This is a genomic window from Novosphingobium sp. 17-62-19 (genome assembly GCF_002256775.1).
Classification (GTDB): domain Bacteria; phylum Pseudomonadota; class Alphaproteobacteria; order Sphingomonadales; family Sphingomonadaceae; genus Novosphingobium.
This window is the reverse complement of record NZ_NCII01000021.1, coordinates 1-15,807: the sequence shown is the minus strand read 5'-3', so window position 1 is coordinate 15,807 and position 15,807 is coordinate 1. Positions and strand designations below refer to the sequence as shown.

Annotated in this window: 20 protein-coding genes; 6 read left to right on the top strand and 14 right to left on the bottom strand. The window is 61.8% G+C overall.

What is annotated here, in order from left to right:
- Window positions 1-6: 6 nt before the first annotated feature.
- The 7 genes from B7X90_RS05855 to B7X90_RS05825 all read right to left on the bottom strand — a co-directional run bounded on the left by B7X90_RS05855 (window position 7) and on the right by B7X90_RS05825 (window position 5,445).
- Complete coding sequence (locus B7X90_RS05855; RefSeq protein ID WP_292622565.1) at window positions 7-810, bottom strand: RNA methyltransferase; 804 nt, start codon at window positions 808-810, stop codon at window positions 7-9.
- A 40-nt stretch (window positions 811-850) separates the two neighbouring features.
- Entirely contained in the window at window positions 851-1,147 is a 297-nt protein-coding gene (locus B7X90_RS05850; protein ID WP_292622562.1) for an HPr family phosphocarrier protein, read from the bottom strand.
- A gap of 1 nt (window position 1,148) precedes the next feature.
- Window positions 1,149-1,553: a PTS sugar transporter subunit IIA gene (locus B7X90_RS05845; RefSeq protein ID WP_292622560.1), complete on the bottom strand. Its 405-nt coding sequence runs from the start codon at window positions 1,551-1,553 to the stop codon at window positions 1,149-1,151.
- Between the two features lie 166 nt (window positions 1,554-1,719).
- Window positions 1,720-2,637, bottom strand: coding sequence for an RNase adapter RapZ (gene rapZ, locus B7X90_RS05840; RefSeq protein ID WP_292622556.1), 918 nt, complete (start codon window positions 2,635-2,637; stop codon window positions 1,720-1,722).
- Window positions 2,638-2,700: 63 nt separating this feature from the next.
- Window positions 2,701-3,126 carry an HPr kinase/phosphatase C-terminal domain-containing protein gene (locus B7X90_RS05835; protein WP_292622554.1) on the bottom strand — a complete coding sequence of 142 codons (426 nt, stop codon included), beginning with the start codon at window positions 3,124-3,126 and terminating at the stop codon, window positions 2,701-2,703.
- Window positions 3,123-4,676, bottom strand: a complete 1,554-nt coding sequence (locus B7X90_RS05830) for an ATP-binding protein (protein ID WP_292622631.1) — start codon at window positions 4,674-4,676, stop codon at window positions 3,123-3,125. Before B7X90_RS05830 ends, B7X90_RS05835 begins: the two co-directional genes overlap by 4 nt.
- Window positions 4,677-4,686: 10 nt before the next feature.
- Entirely contained in the window at window positions 4,687-5,445 is a 759-nt protein-coding gene (locus B7X90_RS05825) for a response regulator transcription factor (RefSeq protein ID WP_292622552.1), read from the bottom strand.
- A 242-nt stretch (window positions 5,446-5,687) separates the two neighbouring features.
- Between B7X90_RS05825 and B7X90_RS05820 the strand changes: the two genes are divergently transcribed.
- Complete coding sequence (locus B7X90_RS05820; RefSeq protein WP_292622551.1) at window positions 5,688-7,292, top strand: phosphoenolpyruvate carboxykinase; 1,605 nt, start codon at window positions 5,688-5,690, stop codon at window positions 7,290-7,292.
- 92 nt (window positions 7,293-7,384) lie between these two features.
- On the opposite strand, the gene B7X90_RS05815 is transcribed toward B7X90_RS05820, so the two are convergent.
- Entirely contained in the window at window positions 7,385-8,350 is a 966-nt protein-coding gene (locus B7X90_RS05815; protein WP_292622549.1) for an adenylate/guanylate cyclase domain-containing protein, read from the bottom strand.
- A 167-nt stretch (window positions 8,351-8,517) separates the two neighbouring features.
- Window positions 8,518-9,108 (bottom strand): J domain-containing protein, encoded by a 591-nt coding sequence (locus tag B7X90_RS05810; RefSeq protein ID WP_292622547.1) that lies wholly within the window; start codon window positions 9,106-9,108, stop codon window positions 8,518-8,520.
- A 40-nt stretch (window positions 9,109-9,148) separates the two neighbouring features.
- On the opposite strand from B7X90_RS05810, the gene B7X90_RS05805 reads away from it, so the two are divergent.
- From B7X90_RS05805 to B7X90_RS05790, 4 genes are all read left to right on the top strand, one after another.
- Window positions 9,149-9,421: a BolA family protein gene (locus B7X90_RS05805; protein ID WP_292622546.1), complete on the top strand. Its 273-nt coding sequence runs from the start codon at window positions 9,149-9,151 to the stop codon at window positions 9,419-9,421.
- A gap of 129 nt (window positions 9,422-9,550) precedes the next feature.
- The gene (locus B7X90_RS05800) at window positions 9,551-10,048 is read left to right on the top strand and encodes an NUDIX domain-containing protein (RefSeq protein ID WP_366409668.1); all 498 of its coding nucleotides are present in this window, start codon (window positions 9,551-9,553) and stop codon (window positions 10,046-10,048) included.
- Window positions 10,048-10,938: a pirin family protein gene (locus B7X90_RS05795; protein WP_292622544.1), complete on the top strand. Its 891-nt coding sequence runs from the start codon at window positions 10,048-10,050 to the stop codon at window positions 10,936-10,938. Before B7X90_RS05800 ends, B7X90_RS05795 begins: the two co-directional genes overlap by 1 nt.
- Before the next feature lie 92 nt (window positions 10,939-11,030).
- The gene (locus tag B7X90_RS05790; protein ID WP_292622543.1) at window positions 11,031-11,624 is read left to right on the top strand and encodes a hypothetical protein; all 594 of its coding nucleotides are present in this window, start codon (window positions 11,031-11,033) and stop codon (window positions 11,622-11,624) included.
- On the opposite strand, the gene B7X90_RS05785 is transcribed toward B7X90_RS05790, so the two are convergent.
- From B7X90_RS05785 to B7X90_RS05775, 3 genes are all read right to left on the bottom strand, one after another.
- The gene (locus B7X90_RS05785; RefSeq protein WP_292622541.1) at window positions 11,621-11,926 is read right to left on the bottom strand and encodes a hypothetical protein; all 306 of its coding nucleotides are present in this window, start codon (window positions 11,924-11,926) and stop codon (window positions 11,621-11,623) included. The genes B7X90_RS05790 and B7X90_RS05785 overlap by 4 nt on opposite strands.
- Window positions 11,927-12,073: 147 nt before the next feature.
- Window positions 12,074-12,574: a GNAT family N-acetyltransferase gene (locus B7X90_RS05780; protein WP_292622540.1), complete on the bottom strand. Its 501-nt coding sequence runs from the start codon at window positions 12,572-12,574 to the stop codon at window positions 12,074-12,076.
- A gap of 11 nt (window positions 12,575-12,585) precedes the next feature.
- The gene (locus tag B7X90_RS05775) at window positions 12,586-12,927 is read right to left on the bottom strand and encodes a DUF1778 domain-containing protein (protein ID WP_292622537.1); all 342 of its coding nucleotides are present in this window, start codon (window positions 12,925-12,927) and stop codon (window positions 12,586-12,588) included.
- Between the two features lie 76 nt (window positions 12,928-13,003).
- Here B7X90_RS05775 and B7X90_RS05770 point away from each other — a divergent pair, with 76 nt between their 5' ends.
- Window positions 13,004-13,891 carry an alpha/beta hydrolase gene (locus B7X90_RS05770; RefSeq protein ID WP_292622536.1) on the top strand — a complete coding sequence of 296 codons (888 nt, stop codon included), beginning with the start codon at window positions 13,004-13,006 and terminating at the stop codon, window positions 13,889-13,891.
- Between the two features lie 3 nt (window positions 13,892-13,894).
- Here the strand turns inward: B7X90_RS05770 and B7X90_RS05765 are convergent, their stop codons facing one another.
- Window positions 13,895-14,629, bottom strand: a complete 735-nt coding sequence (locus B7X90_RS05765) for an extensin family protein (protein ID WP_292622535.1) — start codon at window positions 14,627-14,629, stop codon at window positions 13,895-13,897.
- A gap of 31 nt (window positions 14,630-14,660) precedes the next feature.
- Window positions 14,661-15,807 (bottom strand): DUF2332 domain-containing protein (locus B7X90_RS05760; RefSeq protein ID WP_366409667.1); only part of this gene is annotated, 1,147 nt, incomplete at its 5' end.

The following is a 15,807-nucleotide window of genomic DNA, read 5'->3' as shown; positions in this document are numbered from 1 at the left end:
TGCTATTCAGGCTTCCAGCGTTGCCAAGACTTCATAGGCCAGAACGGCCCCTGCCACGGCAGCGTTCAAACTGTCCGCCCGCCCCTTCATCGGCATGGTCACGCGCAGATCACAGGCCATCTCATAGTCTTCAGGCAACCCGCGCGATTCGTTGCCGACCATGACGAAGCACGGCGCAGCATAAGGTGCGCCACGATAGGGCACGGCCTCACGCAATGATGCCGCCACAAGCTGCCCTTCACCTTCGTGCAGCCACGCGAAGAATTCATCCCACCGCGCCTGCGCCAGCCGCTCGGTAAAAATCGCGCCCATGCTCGCGCGCACCGCCTCTACCGAGAACGGATCGACGCAATCGTCGATCAGGATCAGCCCGCCTGCCCCCACCGCATCGGCCGTGCGCAACATCGTGCCCAGATTGCCTGGATCACGCATGGCGTGCGCCACCAACCAGATCGGCGCGGCGTTGCGATTGATCAGCTGGATCGAGGTGTCCCATTCGGCAAAGACCCCGGCGACAGCCTGCGGGTTTTCCTTGCCGGTAACCTTGGAAAGAATATCCAGCGGCAGTTCGATGACTTCGCCACCTGCCGCGTCCACTGCCGCTTCAAGGTCATCAAGCAACGGATGCCCCTCGCGCCCCTGCGCCATCAGCAGGATTTCCGGCAGACGCCCGCTCTCGCGTGCGTCGGTCAGCAGGCGCAAACCCTCGGCCAGGAACTTGCGTTCGCGCCGCCGATGCTTCTTTTCCCGCAAGCTGCGGACGAACTTTACCGTGGGGTTGGAATAGCCGGTGATGATCTTGCGCGTCATGCCGTTCCCATGCGGCAGTCCCGGCATTGCGGCAAGAGGCTCAATCTTCCCCGAAGCCGTCCTTGATCAGCCCGGTCAGCTTCATCAGGATGGCATCGGCCTCACCCTCAGGCCCGGCAACGGATACATCCACCGTATCGCCTTTGGCCGCGCCCAGCATCATCAGGCCGAGGATCGATCCGCCCGCTGCATCGGTACCGTCCTTGGCCACGATCACATCAAACCCGGCGGGCAACTTCGCCACCGCGTTCACGAATTTGGCACTCGCGCGGGCGTGAAGTCCGCGCTGGTTGACGATCGTCACCGTTTCGCGGGTGACATAGCCCTGATCCGACATCTCATGCATCCTGTCCGAGAAACTCGGAAGCGATCGTTATGTAGTTGCGTCCGGCATCGCGTGCCGCCGCTGTCGCTTCCTTAACGCCCATGCAGCCTCGTGCCTTGGCAAGGCGGATCAGCATGGGCAGGTTGATACCGGCAATCACCTCGACCCGGCCCGCCTCCATCAGCGAGATCGCAAGGTTTGATGGGGTACCGCCGAACAGGTCTGTCAGGATGATCACACCCTCGCCGCTGTCGACTCGCTTGATGGCGTCCGCAATTTCCTTGCGACGTTTTTCCATGTCATCGTTGGGGCCGATGCACACGCCAATGACATCGCTTTGTCGGCCGACGACATGCTCCATCGCGTGGATGAATTCGTCGGCAAGGGCGCCGTGGGTAACGAGAATAAGACCGATCATGAACGGGGCAGGCTCCGAAGTGCAGCCGGGCATCCTGCCATGTGCGTGATGAACGCAGGCTTGGCAAAAATGCATGGCACGCAAGACGACTGGGAATCGAAATACATGGCTTCCAGTGCTGCCCCACCCATACGTCTTTTTCCTCGCGCTCTACGGACCGACTGCATCAAAGTTTTTGGCCTTCAAGCAGATCTGCCGCCCGCGACGCGAGGTTGCGATGCAGCAATGTGGGTGAAAATCCCGCCGTGCGCAAGGCGGAAGCAATTTGCTCTGCCATGAACACCGAACGATGCTTGCCCCCTGTGCACCCGAAGGCCACGTGAACATAGGCTTTGCCCTGCTCCTGATAGCGCGGCAGCAGCAGCAGCAGCAGATCGCGAATCCGGGCAAAAGCGTCAGCAAATGCAGGGTCTTCGCGGATATAGGCCCCCACTGCCACGTCCTGACCAGTCTGTGGACGCAGCGCATCGACCCAGTGCGGATTGGCCAGAAAGCGCATGTCGAAAACCAGATCGGCCAGCGGCGGGGTGCCACGTGAAAAACCGAAACTGCTGATCGTCAGCGTCGGTTGCGATGGTGTTTCAGACCCGAATTGCGCGCGAATCGCTGCCTGCAGATCGTTGCTGGTAAAGCTGGTGGTGGTAATCACCACATCCGCCCAGCGGCGCAGCGGCTCCAGCAGTTCACGCTCTGCCATGATCCCGGTGGCAGCTGGCTTGTCCTCGCTCATCGGATGGCGGCGGCGAGTCTCGTTGTACCGGCGCTCAAGCTCAGCCCCGGCGCAATCGAGGAACAGCGTGGTGACCTGCAAATCCTTGCGCTGCGACAGCTTCTTGACCAGATCGATTGTCCGCGTCGGATCAAAACCACGCGTGCGCGTGTCGAAACCGATGGTCATTGGCCCGCTTGATTCCATCCGGGCAGAACCCGGCTCGGTCTCAAGCAGGCGATCAAGCAGGCGGATCGGAAAATTGTCGATCGCTTCCCAGCCAACATCCTCCAACGTGCGCAGCGCGGTCGTCTTCCCCGCACCCAGCAGGCCGGTGACGAGCAAAATGCGCTGCGGTGAAGAGTCGTCCGTCATCGTGTCCTAGCCATGCGCTCTAGCGTCGCACTTGGAAAGTCCGCAATAACGGCCTGTCCCCCATCAGGAAATCGGTAACCCGTGAACTTTCAGCGCAATCTCGGCGCGCAGGGCCAGCACCGGGCTGTCTGGCCAAAGCCGGATCATTGGCAAGTTCACGCCGTCAACGTCCACGCGGTCGGCCTCCTCAACAAAACGTGGCGCCTTATCATCCAACCGCAACACCAGCGCTACGGGCACAGGCGGAGAAACCGCACAGTCGATCAGCCCCACATTGCGCACTTCCAGCTTGCCAGCGATCTGTTGATGCGGCGCAGCGATCAACCTGCCTTCGTGCACATCCAGCATCACACCATCATCGCCCACCAGCATGGCTCCGCGATCTATCAGCGCGAGCGCAAGGCTCGATTTTCCGGCCCCCGGCGGACCTTCGATCAGCACGCCGCGGCCGCCAATGGCCACGCAGCCATATTGCAGCGCGCGGCTCATTCATTCCCCTCCGCGTCAAGCGGCACGCTCAATACCAGCCATGCGCCGGGCTTGCCGTCTGGCCGGTCGCCAATGGCCAGCGTCCCGTCATGCGCCTCGGCAATGGTGCGCGCGATAGCCAGGCCAAGACCGCTGTGCGCACCGAAAGCCTCCTCGGTCGGGCGCACCGAATGGAATCTCTCGAACACCTTTTGCCGCTCGCCCTTGGGAATGCCCGGACCATTGTCCGCTACGGCGACATGCGCGGCATCGCCATCACCCCACACCACCACCTCAACCACGCCGTCCAGTGGTGAAAACGAAACCGCATTGTCCAGCAGGTTCTCCAGCACTCGCTCCAGCCGGGCGGCATCGCCGGGCACCACGGTATCGCCACCCTCGCGTCGCAAGCGGATCGGAATAGAGGCACCCGTCCGCACATCGCGCGCGCCCACCACTTGCGAAGCCAGCGCGGCAAGATCAACCGGCTCGAAAGTCGCCCGGCTCAGTTCGGCGTCGATCCGGCTGGCGTCGGCGATTTCGGTAATCAGCCGGTCAATGCGCTGCACATCATGGGCAGCGATACCGGCAAGCTGACGGCGCAGCGCAGGATCATCTACCCGCTCCATCGTCTCCAGCGCGCTGGAAAGCGAAGCGAGCGGGTTTTTCAATTCGTGTGCCACATCAGCGGCAAAGGTTTCCACCGCATCGATGCGTTGGCGCAGTGCAGTGGTCATGTCGGACACAGCGCGGGCGAGCAGGCCGATCTCGTCACCACGGTCAGGCAAACGCGGCACCACCACCTCGCGCTCACGCCCCAGCCGAACCCGGACAGCTGCCCGGACCAACGCACGCAACGGCTGCACAATGGTCCGCGCCAGATAGAGCGAGAGCTGCACCGAAAGCAGCAAGGCCAGCCCGATGATGATCACCAGCGTCTGGCGCGCATCGCGCACCGCTTGCGTCACGTCGAGCGCATTGCGGAGGGACAGCAAAACTTCGTCTGTATCGCCCACCGGTGTTGCCGCCGTGATCACCGGCGTGCGGTCGGGAGCATAGCGCAGATAAACCTCGGTGCGCCCCGATACGCGCGCAGCCTGTATCTCGGGCCAGCTTCCCGCAGGGCGTTCAGCCGTATCGCTGTATCGCTTGATGGTGGGCGCGTTGACGATGAAATCCACTCCACGGTCCAGCAATCGCGCCGCCTGCTGATACCAAGGCTCGCTTTCGGGATCGATCAGCTTGAACGATGGTGGCGCTTCCAAAAAACTGTCGGCCAGCAACTGGCTTTCGCCATCATAAAGCCGTAGCCGGAGCACCTGCTCGGTGCCGATCCGAGCCAAAAGCGCCTTGCGTGCGGCCATATCTGCACCGACAAGGCCGTCGGCTGCAATCTCTACTTCAGCCCGCGCCAGTTTGTAGCGCTCTTCGATCAGCTGCTTGCGATAGCTGTCGAGATAGAAGAACCCGCCTGCCAACAATGCCAGCGCGATGACATTGACGAACAGGATGCGCGTGGTCAGCGAGACGCCGCGAATGCGCCACAAACTGCGCAACCGCCGACCGCGCATCGCGTTAAAATCACTCGTCGGCAAAGCTGTAGCCTGCTCCATAGAGCGTTTCGATTGCACCAAAGCAACCATCCACGGCCCGGAACTTGCGACGCAGACGCTTGATATGGCTGTCGATAGTTCGATCGTCGACGAACACGTCGTCGTGATAGGCGGCGTCCATCAACGCATTGCGCGTCTTGACCACGCCGGGGCGCATGGCCAGTGCCTCCAGAATCAGGAACTCGGTGACGGTCAATGAAACCGCCGCCCCGTCCCATGTCACGCCATGACGCGCCGGGTCCATCACCAGCCGGCCCCGCCGGATTGGATCGGGCAACGGCTCTGCATTCAGTGTCTCTTCCGCCTCCGCTTCGCGCCGCACAATATCGCTGCGACGCAGGATCGCCTTGATCCGCGCCACGAGCAGCCGCTGGCTGAACGGTTTGGCGATATAGTCATCCGCACCCATTGAAAGGCCGAGCGCTTCGTCAGACTCATCATCCTTGCTGGTCAGGAAGATCACCGGCAAATCGCTCTTTTCACGCAGGCGGCGCAGCAGTTCCAGGCCATCCATACGGGGCATCTTGATATCGCAAACGGCTAGGTCTGGCGGATTGTCCAGCAGCGCCTTCAGTGCGGTATCGCCATCATTGTACAACCGCGTTGCAAAGCCTTCGGTCTGCAAGGCAATCGACACGGTCGTCAGGATGTTGCGGTCATCATCGACCAGCGCAATGGTGCGTGGCACGTCGAGTGAGTCGGCACGGGCTGGTTGCTGGCTGGCCATTGCCAACATCGTCTACCGGCAGGCCGCAAACCATGCAACTTTCACGCAAAATCCGCTGCAATGCAGCAATCTTCAGTTGCACAATATGCAACTTGTTGCGCAAAAAAACTTCGTTGCCGAGTGTCATTTGACGCAGCAAAGGCAGATCACTATGCGCATTCGAAGAATCAGCGCATTCGTATTCGCAAACCGTGCGCCAGGCGGCATGTCGCCGCCTCGACGCCGCCAACGGGAGGCCAGAAGTGTCCGATACCAGCCTGAACGTGTCCCTTGCCAGCCAGGGCTATCCTGAACCGGCAGAGCTGTTCGCAAACCTCGGCACTGCGCCCTTGGTCGAACATGCAGTGCGCAACGCAGAAGGCCTGCTGTGCGTCGATGGCCCGCTGGTCGTCGAAACCGGCAAGCACACCGGCCGCAGCGCAAAGGACAAGTTCATCGTCCGCGATGCTGAAACCGAAAACACCGTGTGGTGGGGCAAGACCAACGTCGCGATGACGCCGGAGCACTTCGCCGCGCTCAAGGCAGATTTCATCGCCGCGCTCGGCGCCAAGGATCGCCTCTATGTGGCCGATCTGTTCGGCGGTTCGCAGCCTGAACACCGCGTCAACGTGCGCGTGATCAACGAATTTGCGTGGCACAACCTGTTCATCCGCACCCTGCTGGTCCGCCCGACCGCTGATGAACTGGCCGCATTCGTTCCCGAATACACCATCATCGATCTGCCCAGCTTCCGCGCCGATCCTGAGCGTCACGGTTGCCGCAGCGAAACTGTCGTTGCGGTCAACTTCACCGAAAAGCTGATCCTCATCGGTGGCACCGCCTATGCAGGCGAAATGAAGAAGTCGGTCTTCGGCATCCTCAATTACCTGCTGCCGGTAAAGGGCGTCATGCCCATGCACTGCTCGGCCAATGTCGGCCCCGATGGCAAGACCGCCGTGTTCTTCGGCCTTTCGGGCACCGGCAAGACCACGCTTTCGGCCGACGCTTCGCGCACGCTCATCGGTGATGACGAACACGGCTGGTCCGATACCGCCGTGTTCAATTTCGAAGGTGGCTGCTACGCCAAGATGATCCGCCTCTCGGCTGAAGCCGAACCGGAAATCTTCGCCACGACCAAGCGTTTCGGCACTGTGCTGGAAAACGTCGTGATCGATCCGGTCACCCGCACGATCGATCTGGATGACAACTCGCTGGCCGAAAACAGCCGTGGCTCCTACCCGATTGATTTCATTCCGAACTGTTCGGAAAAGAACCTTGGCCCGGTCCCGGCGAACCTCATCTTCCTCACGGCCGACGCCTACGGTGTGCTGCCTCCGATCGCGCGCCTCACACCCGATCAGGCCATGTACCACTTCCTGTCGGGCTACACCGCGCGCGTTGCCGGCACCGAAATCGGCGTGACCGAACCGGAAGCCACCTTCTCCACCTGCTTTGGCGCACCGTTCATGCCGCGCCATCCTTCGGTCTACGGCAACCTGCTCAAGGAGCGCATTGCCAAGGGCGGGGTGAAGTGCTGGCTGGTCAATACCGGCTGGTCGGGCGGCAAGGCCACGCAGGAAGGCATCAAGCGTATGCCGATCAAGGCCACTCGCGCCCTGCTCAACGCCGCACTCGACGGCAGCCTGAACAACGCCACCTTCAAGAAAGACCCCAACTTCGGTTTCGAAGTTCCGGTTGAAGTGGCGGGCGTCGATACCAAGCTGCTCGATCCACGTGGTGCCTGGGCCGATGGGGAAGAATACGACAAGACCGCACAGGAACTGGTGCGCAAGTTCGTCGACAACTTCCACCAGTTTGCCGAACACGTCGATCAGTCAGTGCGCGATGCGGCTCCTGTAACCGCCTGATCGCCCACAGATCGCCAAACGTTTCGAGGCCCTTCGCGGGGCCTCGTTTCGTTTGAGAACGGGTTGCGTTTCAGGTCAGGGCTTGGGCCAGCTCAGGCCGCCAGAAACGCCTGAAGGAATTCGCCCACCCCGCCAAAGTTCATCGGCAGCGCAGCAACCGGGCGCTCATACCCCTTTAACTCCACGTCCAGCATCGTGCGCGGCTGAAACCGCACATCACCCAGCGCGCCGAACACGGCACCCGAAACAAGAATGTCGCAGCCGCATTCCTTGGTCGCCGTCTCCAGCCGGAACGCGGTGTTCACAGCCTCGCCCATCGCAGTGAAGTCTGCCGCCGCGCCACTGCCGATATTGCCGACCGAGGCCGTGCCTGCGTTATATCCGCAGCCAAAGCGCAGCAAAGCGGGCGGCTTGTGGCGCTTTTCGGCCAGCCGGAAAATCTCCTGATAGCCGCTGATGACGTCCAGCACGGTCACCACATCGCGCCGCGACAGCGCGTTGGCCGGGTGCAGCCAGATCGCCATGATCGCATCGCCGATGAACTTTACCGACCACGCGCCCGCCGCATCAAGCAATTGCCCCGCCTCGCGGTTGATCTCGGCCATCATCGCAGCAATCGCCCGCTCCCCCATGGCAGCGGAAAGCTGGGTAAAGCCGCGAATGTCGATCACCATGGCGCTGACCAGTTGTTGGTCCATGAAGAACTGCGTGCGGCCCGCCATCGGATCGGGCAGTTCCACCGGCGGTGCCTCTTGCACGAATTCGATGGTCTGGCGGCCGATCTGGATGCGGTCGCCGGATTTGAGCTGGGTCGGAGCCTGCACCGGGCGTCCGTTCAACCAGGTGCCGTTGGTGCTGCCAAGGTCGTTCAGGGTGCAGTGGCCGCTGGCATTGCGGCGGATCATGGCGTGTTCACGCGATGCGAGATTATCCTCCAACACCACGGTGTTGGAAGGCGCACGGCCAAAGCCGCAGATGCCCAGACGGGCTACCGGGATCTCGCGTATGGAGCCCCCGGCATCCATACGCAGGTACGTATCGCAATCGTCGGTCGCCACAGCCCCCTCCGCAGATCGACATAGTTCGTAACGATCCCGCAAGGCTTGGAATGTGCCCTATGGCACGCCTTTACCATTTTTGTGTCAATCCGGGATGGCAGGATGGGGGCCATTCTGCAAGTCCGCATACCGGCCGATGTGCGGACAAGTCCCGTTTTCTGCCACTTTCAGGCGAAAAGCCTGCTCGCTTTCAGCAGGTTGTAGGCCTCCACCACGTCCTGCAATCGCCCCTCATGGCCGCGATCCCCGCCGTTGCGATCGGGGTGATACTTGCGCACCAGTTCGGAATAGCGGCTGCGCAACATACGCCGGTCTGCATCGTAGTTCAGCGCCAGCGTATCAAAAGCCTTGCGTTCGTCAGGACTTATCCCTCGCCGCGCCGCCTCTGCCGCACGCAGGTGATCATCCCGCCGTGCCCGCGCCCGCTGTGAAATCGCCTCAAGCGGATCGGCAAAGTCCGCCCAGCGCGGTGGCGAATCGATTCCCGCATCGGGCCGGAACGCCCGCGTCTCGCGTTCCCACCCCGAAAGCGGCGATTGCGCCTTCAGGATCTCCTCAGGCGTCATCCCGGCAAAGAAATCATAGCCCGAATTGAACTGCCGCACGTGTTCAAGGCAGAACCAGCGATAATCCCCCGGCCCATCGAACCCCGGCCTGCGCACGCCCGGCGCGCGGAACTCGCCCGCCTCGTCGCATCCGGGCGCATTGCAAAGCTGCCCAGTGCCGTGAATCCTGCCGTGGAATTTATCGGTCTTCATGCGGCTTCCACATGGCGATCAAACCGCTAGAAGAAAACCCATGACCGGACCAATCGCACAGGAAATCGAACGGCTTCTGACGCAAGCCCTCACCCCCACCCGCCTCGCCGTGATCAACGACAGTGCCAGCCATTCAGGCCACATGGGCGATGATGGCACGGGCGAATCGCACTTCACGGTAGAGATCGAAAGCCCCGCCTTCACCGGCCAGTCACGCGTCAACCGCCAGCGCATGGTGAACAAGGCGCTGGGCGACCTCCCCGGCCAGCGCGTCCACGCTCTGGCGATCAAGGCCACCGCGCCCGGTGAATGAAGGGCTTCCCCTGCACCACACGCCCACCCGACGACCCCCAAAAACTGTCATCCTGAACTTGGTTCAGGATCCATCGTGCCGAACATCCCGCCGCTGGTGATGATAAATGGACCCTGAAACAAGTTCAGGGTGACGGAAACGCTGTTGGAATGGCACTACGTCTGCACCATGACCATTGAGCCAACACCAGCCCGCCGCATCCGCCGCGCCGCGCGCATCCTGCTGATGGACGAGCATGACCGGCTGCTGCTGATCCGCTTCGCCCCGCCAGACCGCCGCCCATTCTGGTGCGGCGTCGGCGGCGAATGTGATCCCGGCGAGGATTTCCCCGCCGCCGCCGTCCGCGAACTCTTCGAGGAAACCGGTCTGAGCGTCGAAACCTGCGGCCCCGAAGTCGCCCGCTGCGCCGACGATTTCACAACGCTGGCGGGCGAACCCGTGACCGCCGACGAACGCTTCTTCCGCGTGTCGACCCAAACCTTCACGCCAGACACGAGCGGCCATACCGAAACAGAGCGTGAAATGATCAACGAATTTCGCTGGTTTACCCGCGCAGAACTGGCAAACTGGCCCGAACCGCTGTTCCCCGTGAACATCCTCGACCTGCTCGATCTTGAGGCGACCTGATGACTGATCCGATCATCCAGACAATCACCCCCGTCGCGCATGATCTCGGTGCGTTCGAAGTCCGCCGCGCCATCCCCTCGCGCCAGCGCACGATGGTCGGCCCGTTCATCTTCGTCGACCAGTTCGGCCCCGCACACTTGCCGCCGGGCACCGCAATGGACGTGCGCCCGCACCCGCACATCAACCTCGCCACGGTCACATGGCTGTTTGAAGGCGCGATCGACCACCGCGACAGCCTCGGCTCCTTCGCCACGATCCGCCCCGGACAGGTCAACCTGATGACCGCAGGCAGCGGCATCGTCCATTCCGAACGCTCGCCCGAAACCGAACGCCCCGGCGGCCCCCACCTCTATGGAATGCAAACCTGGCTCGCCTTGCCCGACGGCTGCGAGGAAGTGCCCCCCGCCTTCGAGCAGGTCACCAGACTGCCCGTGATCGAAGACGTCTGCGCCACCGCCACCGTCATCATGGGCACCCTCTGGGGCAAGACCGCTCCCACAACCCAGCACGCCGCCACCATCTACGCCGAAATCCTGCTCGCCCCCGGCGGCACCCTGCCGATCGACGCCGAAGCCGACGAACGCGCCGTCATGCTCGTAGGCGGCCAAGCCAGCATCGACGGCTTACCTTTGGCCCTCTACGACCTCGTCGTCCTGGCCCCCGGAGCCGTGCTGAAACTGCAATCCGAATCCGGCGGCCGCGTGATGCTGATGGGCGGCGAAGCCTTCACCACCAAACGCCACGTCTGGTGGAACTTCGTCAGTTCCAGCCGCGATAGGATCAATCAGGCAAAGGCAGACTGGCAGGAGGGGCGATTTCCGAAAGTGCCGGGCGATGAGGTGGAATTCATCCCGCTGCCGAAGGTCGCGACTACGGTGAGTTATCCTTGAGGGGAGCTATTGCTGCATCTTTTTGCGATTATCGAGTCTTTTGAATAGCTTACGAAAGTTGCGTAACCCACTGATTCTGTTATATGTTTTTCATGGACAAAACGTATAACCTGAATGGCGGCTTCAAGCCGACGACGAAACGATTCGCAGATCTTGATGGGCCGGATTTTTTCCCAACACCCGCTTGGGCGACCCATGCGCTGGTAGAAAACGAACGTTTCACTGGTGATCTTTGGGAAAGTGCTTGTGGTAATGGCGCGATGTCGACTGTGCTTGAGAGAACGGGCCAGAACGTAATCAGCTCAGACCTTTACGATCGAGGATATGGCGACCCTGGTATTGACTTTCTGACTGCCGAACGCAGGGTCGCTAACGTCGTGACCAATCCGCCGTACAATGCTGCTGAAGGGTTCGTGCGGGCAGGCCTAAAGTGCGCAGAACATAAGTTTGCCTTGCTACTTAGGCTCGCCTTTCTTGAAGGTGCCAATCGTCAGCGTACTATTTTCACAAACGCGCCGCCTTCGCGCGTTTGGGTCTTTAGCGAAAGAATAACTTTTTACCCAGATGGAGCAGTTCAAAAGGGAACTGGCACAACCGCTTACGCTTGGTTTGTCTGGGACAAAGATGCAACCGGGAGCACTGAACTCAAGTGGCTCACTCCCGGTTACAGAGCTAAGTATAGTTAAGGGTTCGCAGCAATCCATGCACGGCCATGGGCGGTTATTGCATATCCCGTATCACGTACATGCGTTAACCGCCCATCGTAAATCGCATTGCCCTGTACTTCAGAATGACATTTTATGTTACGAAAAATCTGATGCCACATGGGCTCACCATTTCGTACTTGTGAAAGTGCCAAATCTGCAGCATCGAGGACTACCATCTTGGGAACTTCACGACGCAAGTCATCGTAAGTTACAACACCGTTAGGCTGATTCACAGCAATCGTCATAGCCAGCTTTGCCATTTCTTCTTCGTTTACAGGCATAAAAATCACCTCTTTGATAATTAAGTTTCGCGTTTATTTTGGGTTAGCTAAAGGACATTGCCCGACAGCATTGGACACATGGTAAAGACATCATTAAACTTCAAGACCTGCGCATCATCTTTTTTAGGTCGCCTCAATTCAATGTGATTATGCGGTAATTTCCGTTTGTAGCAACACCCCAATCGGCAAGAACAAAGTCCTGCTCTCCCCCGGAAACTCCACAAACTCCGCGCAACGCAGATAGAACCGCTTCGCTGCCTCGTCCTTCGCCTGCACCAGCACCGCCGCAATGCCGATACTTTGCGCAGCCAAAGCTATCCGCCGCAGAGCATCGGCCAGAATGTCCGCGCCAAGGCCCTGCCCCGCACAAGTGCGGTCCACCGCCAGCCGTCCGATCACCGAAACCGGAATGCTGTTGGGCGCATTACAGCGCAGTTTGCCCGGCGCGGCCATGCGCTCCACCGCGCCCGCTGCGACGCAGTAGTAGGCGACCACGCGATCGCCCCGGCACACCACATAGGTCCGCGAAAACCGGCTTTCGTTCTTCAGCGCGCGATGGCGCAGCCAGTCGTTCAGGGCCGGTTCGCCGCAATCGAAGGCGGAAAGATCGTGGATGGCATTGAGGGGAACGGGCGGAGAAAGGTTCACTCCTTCCGCCTCTATTTCTCCCACGCAGGCACCCGCTGCATCAGTGCGCGCAGTTTTAGCCCCGGCGCGGGCGGATTGTCGAGCGCGTTCATGAAGGCATCGAACCGTTCAGGGTCCAGCGCAAACAGCCGCTGGTCCAGCAGCACGTCAATCGCCTCGCGCCGCGCAGACTCCACCATAAACTCGGTGCGGGTCTTGCCCAGCACCGCCGCCGCTTCGTCAATCAACTGCCGCACGCCTGAATCGATGCGCAGATTGATGCTGCCCTTGGCCTCACCCGAAGCGCGGACAGGATCACCCGGCGTGATATTGCTGACATGGCCCATGCGGTGAATGTGCGATGGCGTATCCACAATGTCAATACAGAACCATTTCCTCTTCCCACACCTTAATGGCGCAATTAAGAGGTAATAAAGGGAGAGCGACCCAATGACCGACCTGCAACGCGTAAAACTCGCCAGCGGCATCGAACTCGATGTGCTGGACACCGGGCCAAAAGACGCCCCCGTCCTCATTTTCCTCCACGGCTTTCCCGAAAGCCACCGCACCTGGCGGCACCAGATCGCGCATCTTTCCACCCGCTTCCGCTGCATCGCGCCCGACCAGCGCGGCTATCGCGGCTCGTCCAAGCCCGAAGGCGTGGAGAACTACACGCCCGACAAGCTGATCGGCGACATCTTCCAGCTCGCCGATGCGCTGGGCGTGGGGCAGTTCACGATCCTTGGCCATGACTGGGGCGGCGCGCTGGCATGGGGCGTTGCGCTGCTGGGCCAAGGCACCCGCGTCACCCGCGCGGTCATCGCCAATGCCCCGCACCCCGTCATTTTCCCCCGCCTGCTCTGGACCGATCCGCAGCAACGCGCCGCCAGCCAATACATGCGCGCCTTCCGCGATACCGCCAATGATGCGTTGGTGCGCGAACACGGTCTTGGCGCGCTGCTGATGAAGGCGCTCAACTGGGAACGCTCGCCCACGCTGGAGGATGCAGAGCGTGACGCGCTGATGCAGGACTGGTCGAACCCCGATGCCGCCATCGCCATGCTCAACTGGTATCGCGCCAGCCCGATGACCGTGCCGCCGATGGACGCGCCGTTCGAACTGCCCGCAGGCTATCAGGACGCCCCCGTCCCGCCGCTGCAAATCCCCACGCTGGTGATCTGGGCGATGGACGACATGGCCCTGCCCCCCTGCAACCTCGATGGCATGGACAAGCTGGTGACCAACCTGACCATAGAGCCGGTCCACGATTGCGGCCACTTCGTCCCGTGGGAGGCCCCGGACAAGGTCAACGCCGCCCTGGACCGCTTTCTGGCCTGACCCTCACCGACACGCCGCCCATCCCCCGGCCCGCTGCGCCTGATCCAGATGCAGGTGATCGGCATGGGCGGCGTTGTATTCGGGTGAAAGCACTGTGGAGAAGCTATCGCACGCCGCATCGCGCGTGGCGCGCAGGAACGCAGACCGGTCACCACCATCGGCGCCGCCCCCTTCGCCCCAATCCTTCAGCACGCCAATCCGCCGCCCGTCTTCCAGCACGAACGCAGCTATATCGATGGCATTGCCCGTAGCATGTTCGCTCCAGGTGCCCGCTGAGCCGCCCCCGATCCGCCGACAATTGTTCGTGCCAAAATGCTCGATCCGCGCCACCTGACTCCCAAGAATCCGCCGTGCCGCCGGCTGCACCCCATGCCGCAGCCACAGCGCCAACCCCGCATCCACCGCACAGGTCGCCTGCGCGCCATGCGGTGCCAGCGCCACATCGGCCTGCGCAGCGCTCGCCAGCACTTGCCGGTCATCACGCAAACACTGGCCTTCACCCGCAGGCGGCAAGGCCTGTGCCACAATCAGGCTGCGATCCAGAAAAGCGCGGCATTCCGCCCGATCTCCGCGCAGCGCTTGCAACTTCATCCCGCTCGCCCAACCCGGAGGATCGCCGAGCACCAGCGGCGCCCACGGATCATGCTCCGGGTGGTCCTTCAGCCACACATACCCCGCCGCCCCCACCGAAGCCGCACATAGCAAGCCCACGATGGAGCGGATGATCGATCGACGCATCAAGGGGTAATCCGGCAGCCCGCAATTCGTTTCAGCCGAACCACTCCACCCAAGCCCCATGCGCGTGGGCAGCGCCCAGCATCACCGGCTCCTCCCCGCCTGCGTGCCCTTTGCCCGGCCAGTACCGCACCGTCAATTCATGCCGGAACGTCTCGCGATTGGTCTCCAGCATCACCCAAGCCAGCCGCCGCCGCGCATCGGCCTTCGCCCCCGCCTGCGCCATAGCCGCCTCGATCCGCGCGCGCGTTTCAGGCGGCAGATATTGCCAGACGATGGAATGGAACACCACGCGCGTCGAGTCGTCGTCCTGCGGTGCCGCCAGCCGCGCGTCCACAAAGTCCGCCGCGTCCATCCGCACCACGTCGGGTGTCTTCTGCCCAGCCAGCGCAATCGCCGCATCGATCCGCCCGATCCGCTCGGTGACCTCAGCCCAGACATAGGATTTCAGCCGCAACGCCTGTTCAGGGTCGGCCAGATTCACCGGCGCACGATCACACCCCCGGATGCCAACAATCTCCACCGCCCCCTCCGGCGGAGGTGGCCCGCGCCATTCCGGCACGATCCGCATGGGCGATCCCTCCGGCCCCACTCTGGTCCCACCAAGGTCGAACCAGAACCGCTCCATCATCGTGTTCACACCCGCGCTCGAACCCAGTTCGTTCAGCTCGAATCGAGGCCCCACCCGCTGCGCCAGCCACAACAATGCCGCCATGATCGAGGCAGACCGCCCCGCCTCATTGGTCTGCGGCGGCCCGTCAAGCCAAGGCAACAGCGCCGCGTCATGGGTCTGTGTCACCGCCAGCACCAAGGCATCAACCTCGGCCTGATCGGTCACCTCCCCGCGATAGACCGCCCCCAGCCGCACATCCGCGCCCGTCAGCACCAGATGGTGAAATCCGCCCGCCAGCCGCAGCGGCAACGCGTCCTCCAGCGGCTTGCCCGGCCACGCAGCGATTCGCCTGCTAACCTCAGTCGCCCCGTCCAGCAGCCGCAATTGCCCCCGCACCACCCGCCCCGTGCAGGGTGCGCCGTTGTTCGTGGCATGATCTGCCTGCCATTCTATGGCTTTTGCGACCTCTTCGATCTCCATGATCGGGTTCATTCGGTTGCCCTTTGCGCTGCTGTGCCATAAGGGCGGCGGGTTATGACCACCGCCGCACCGCTCGTCTTCGCCCTGC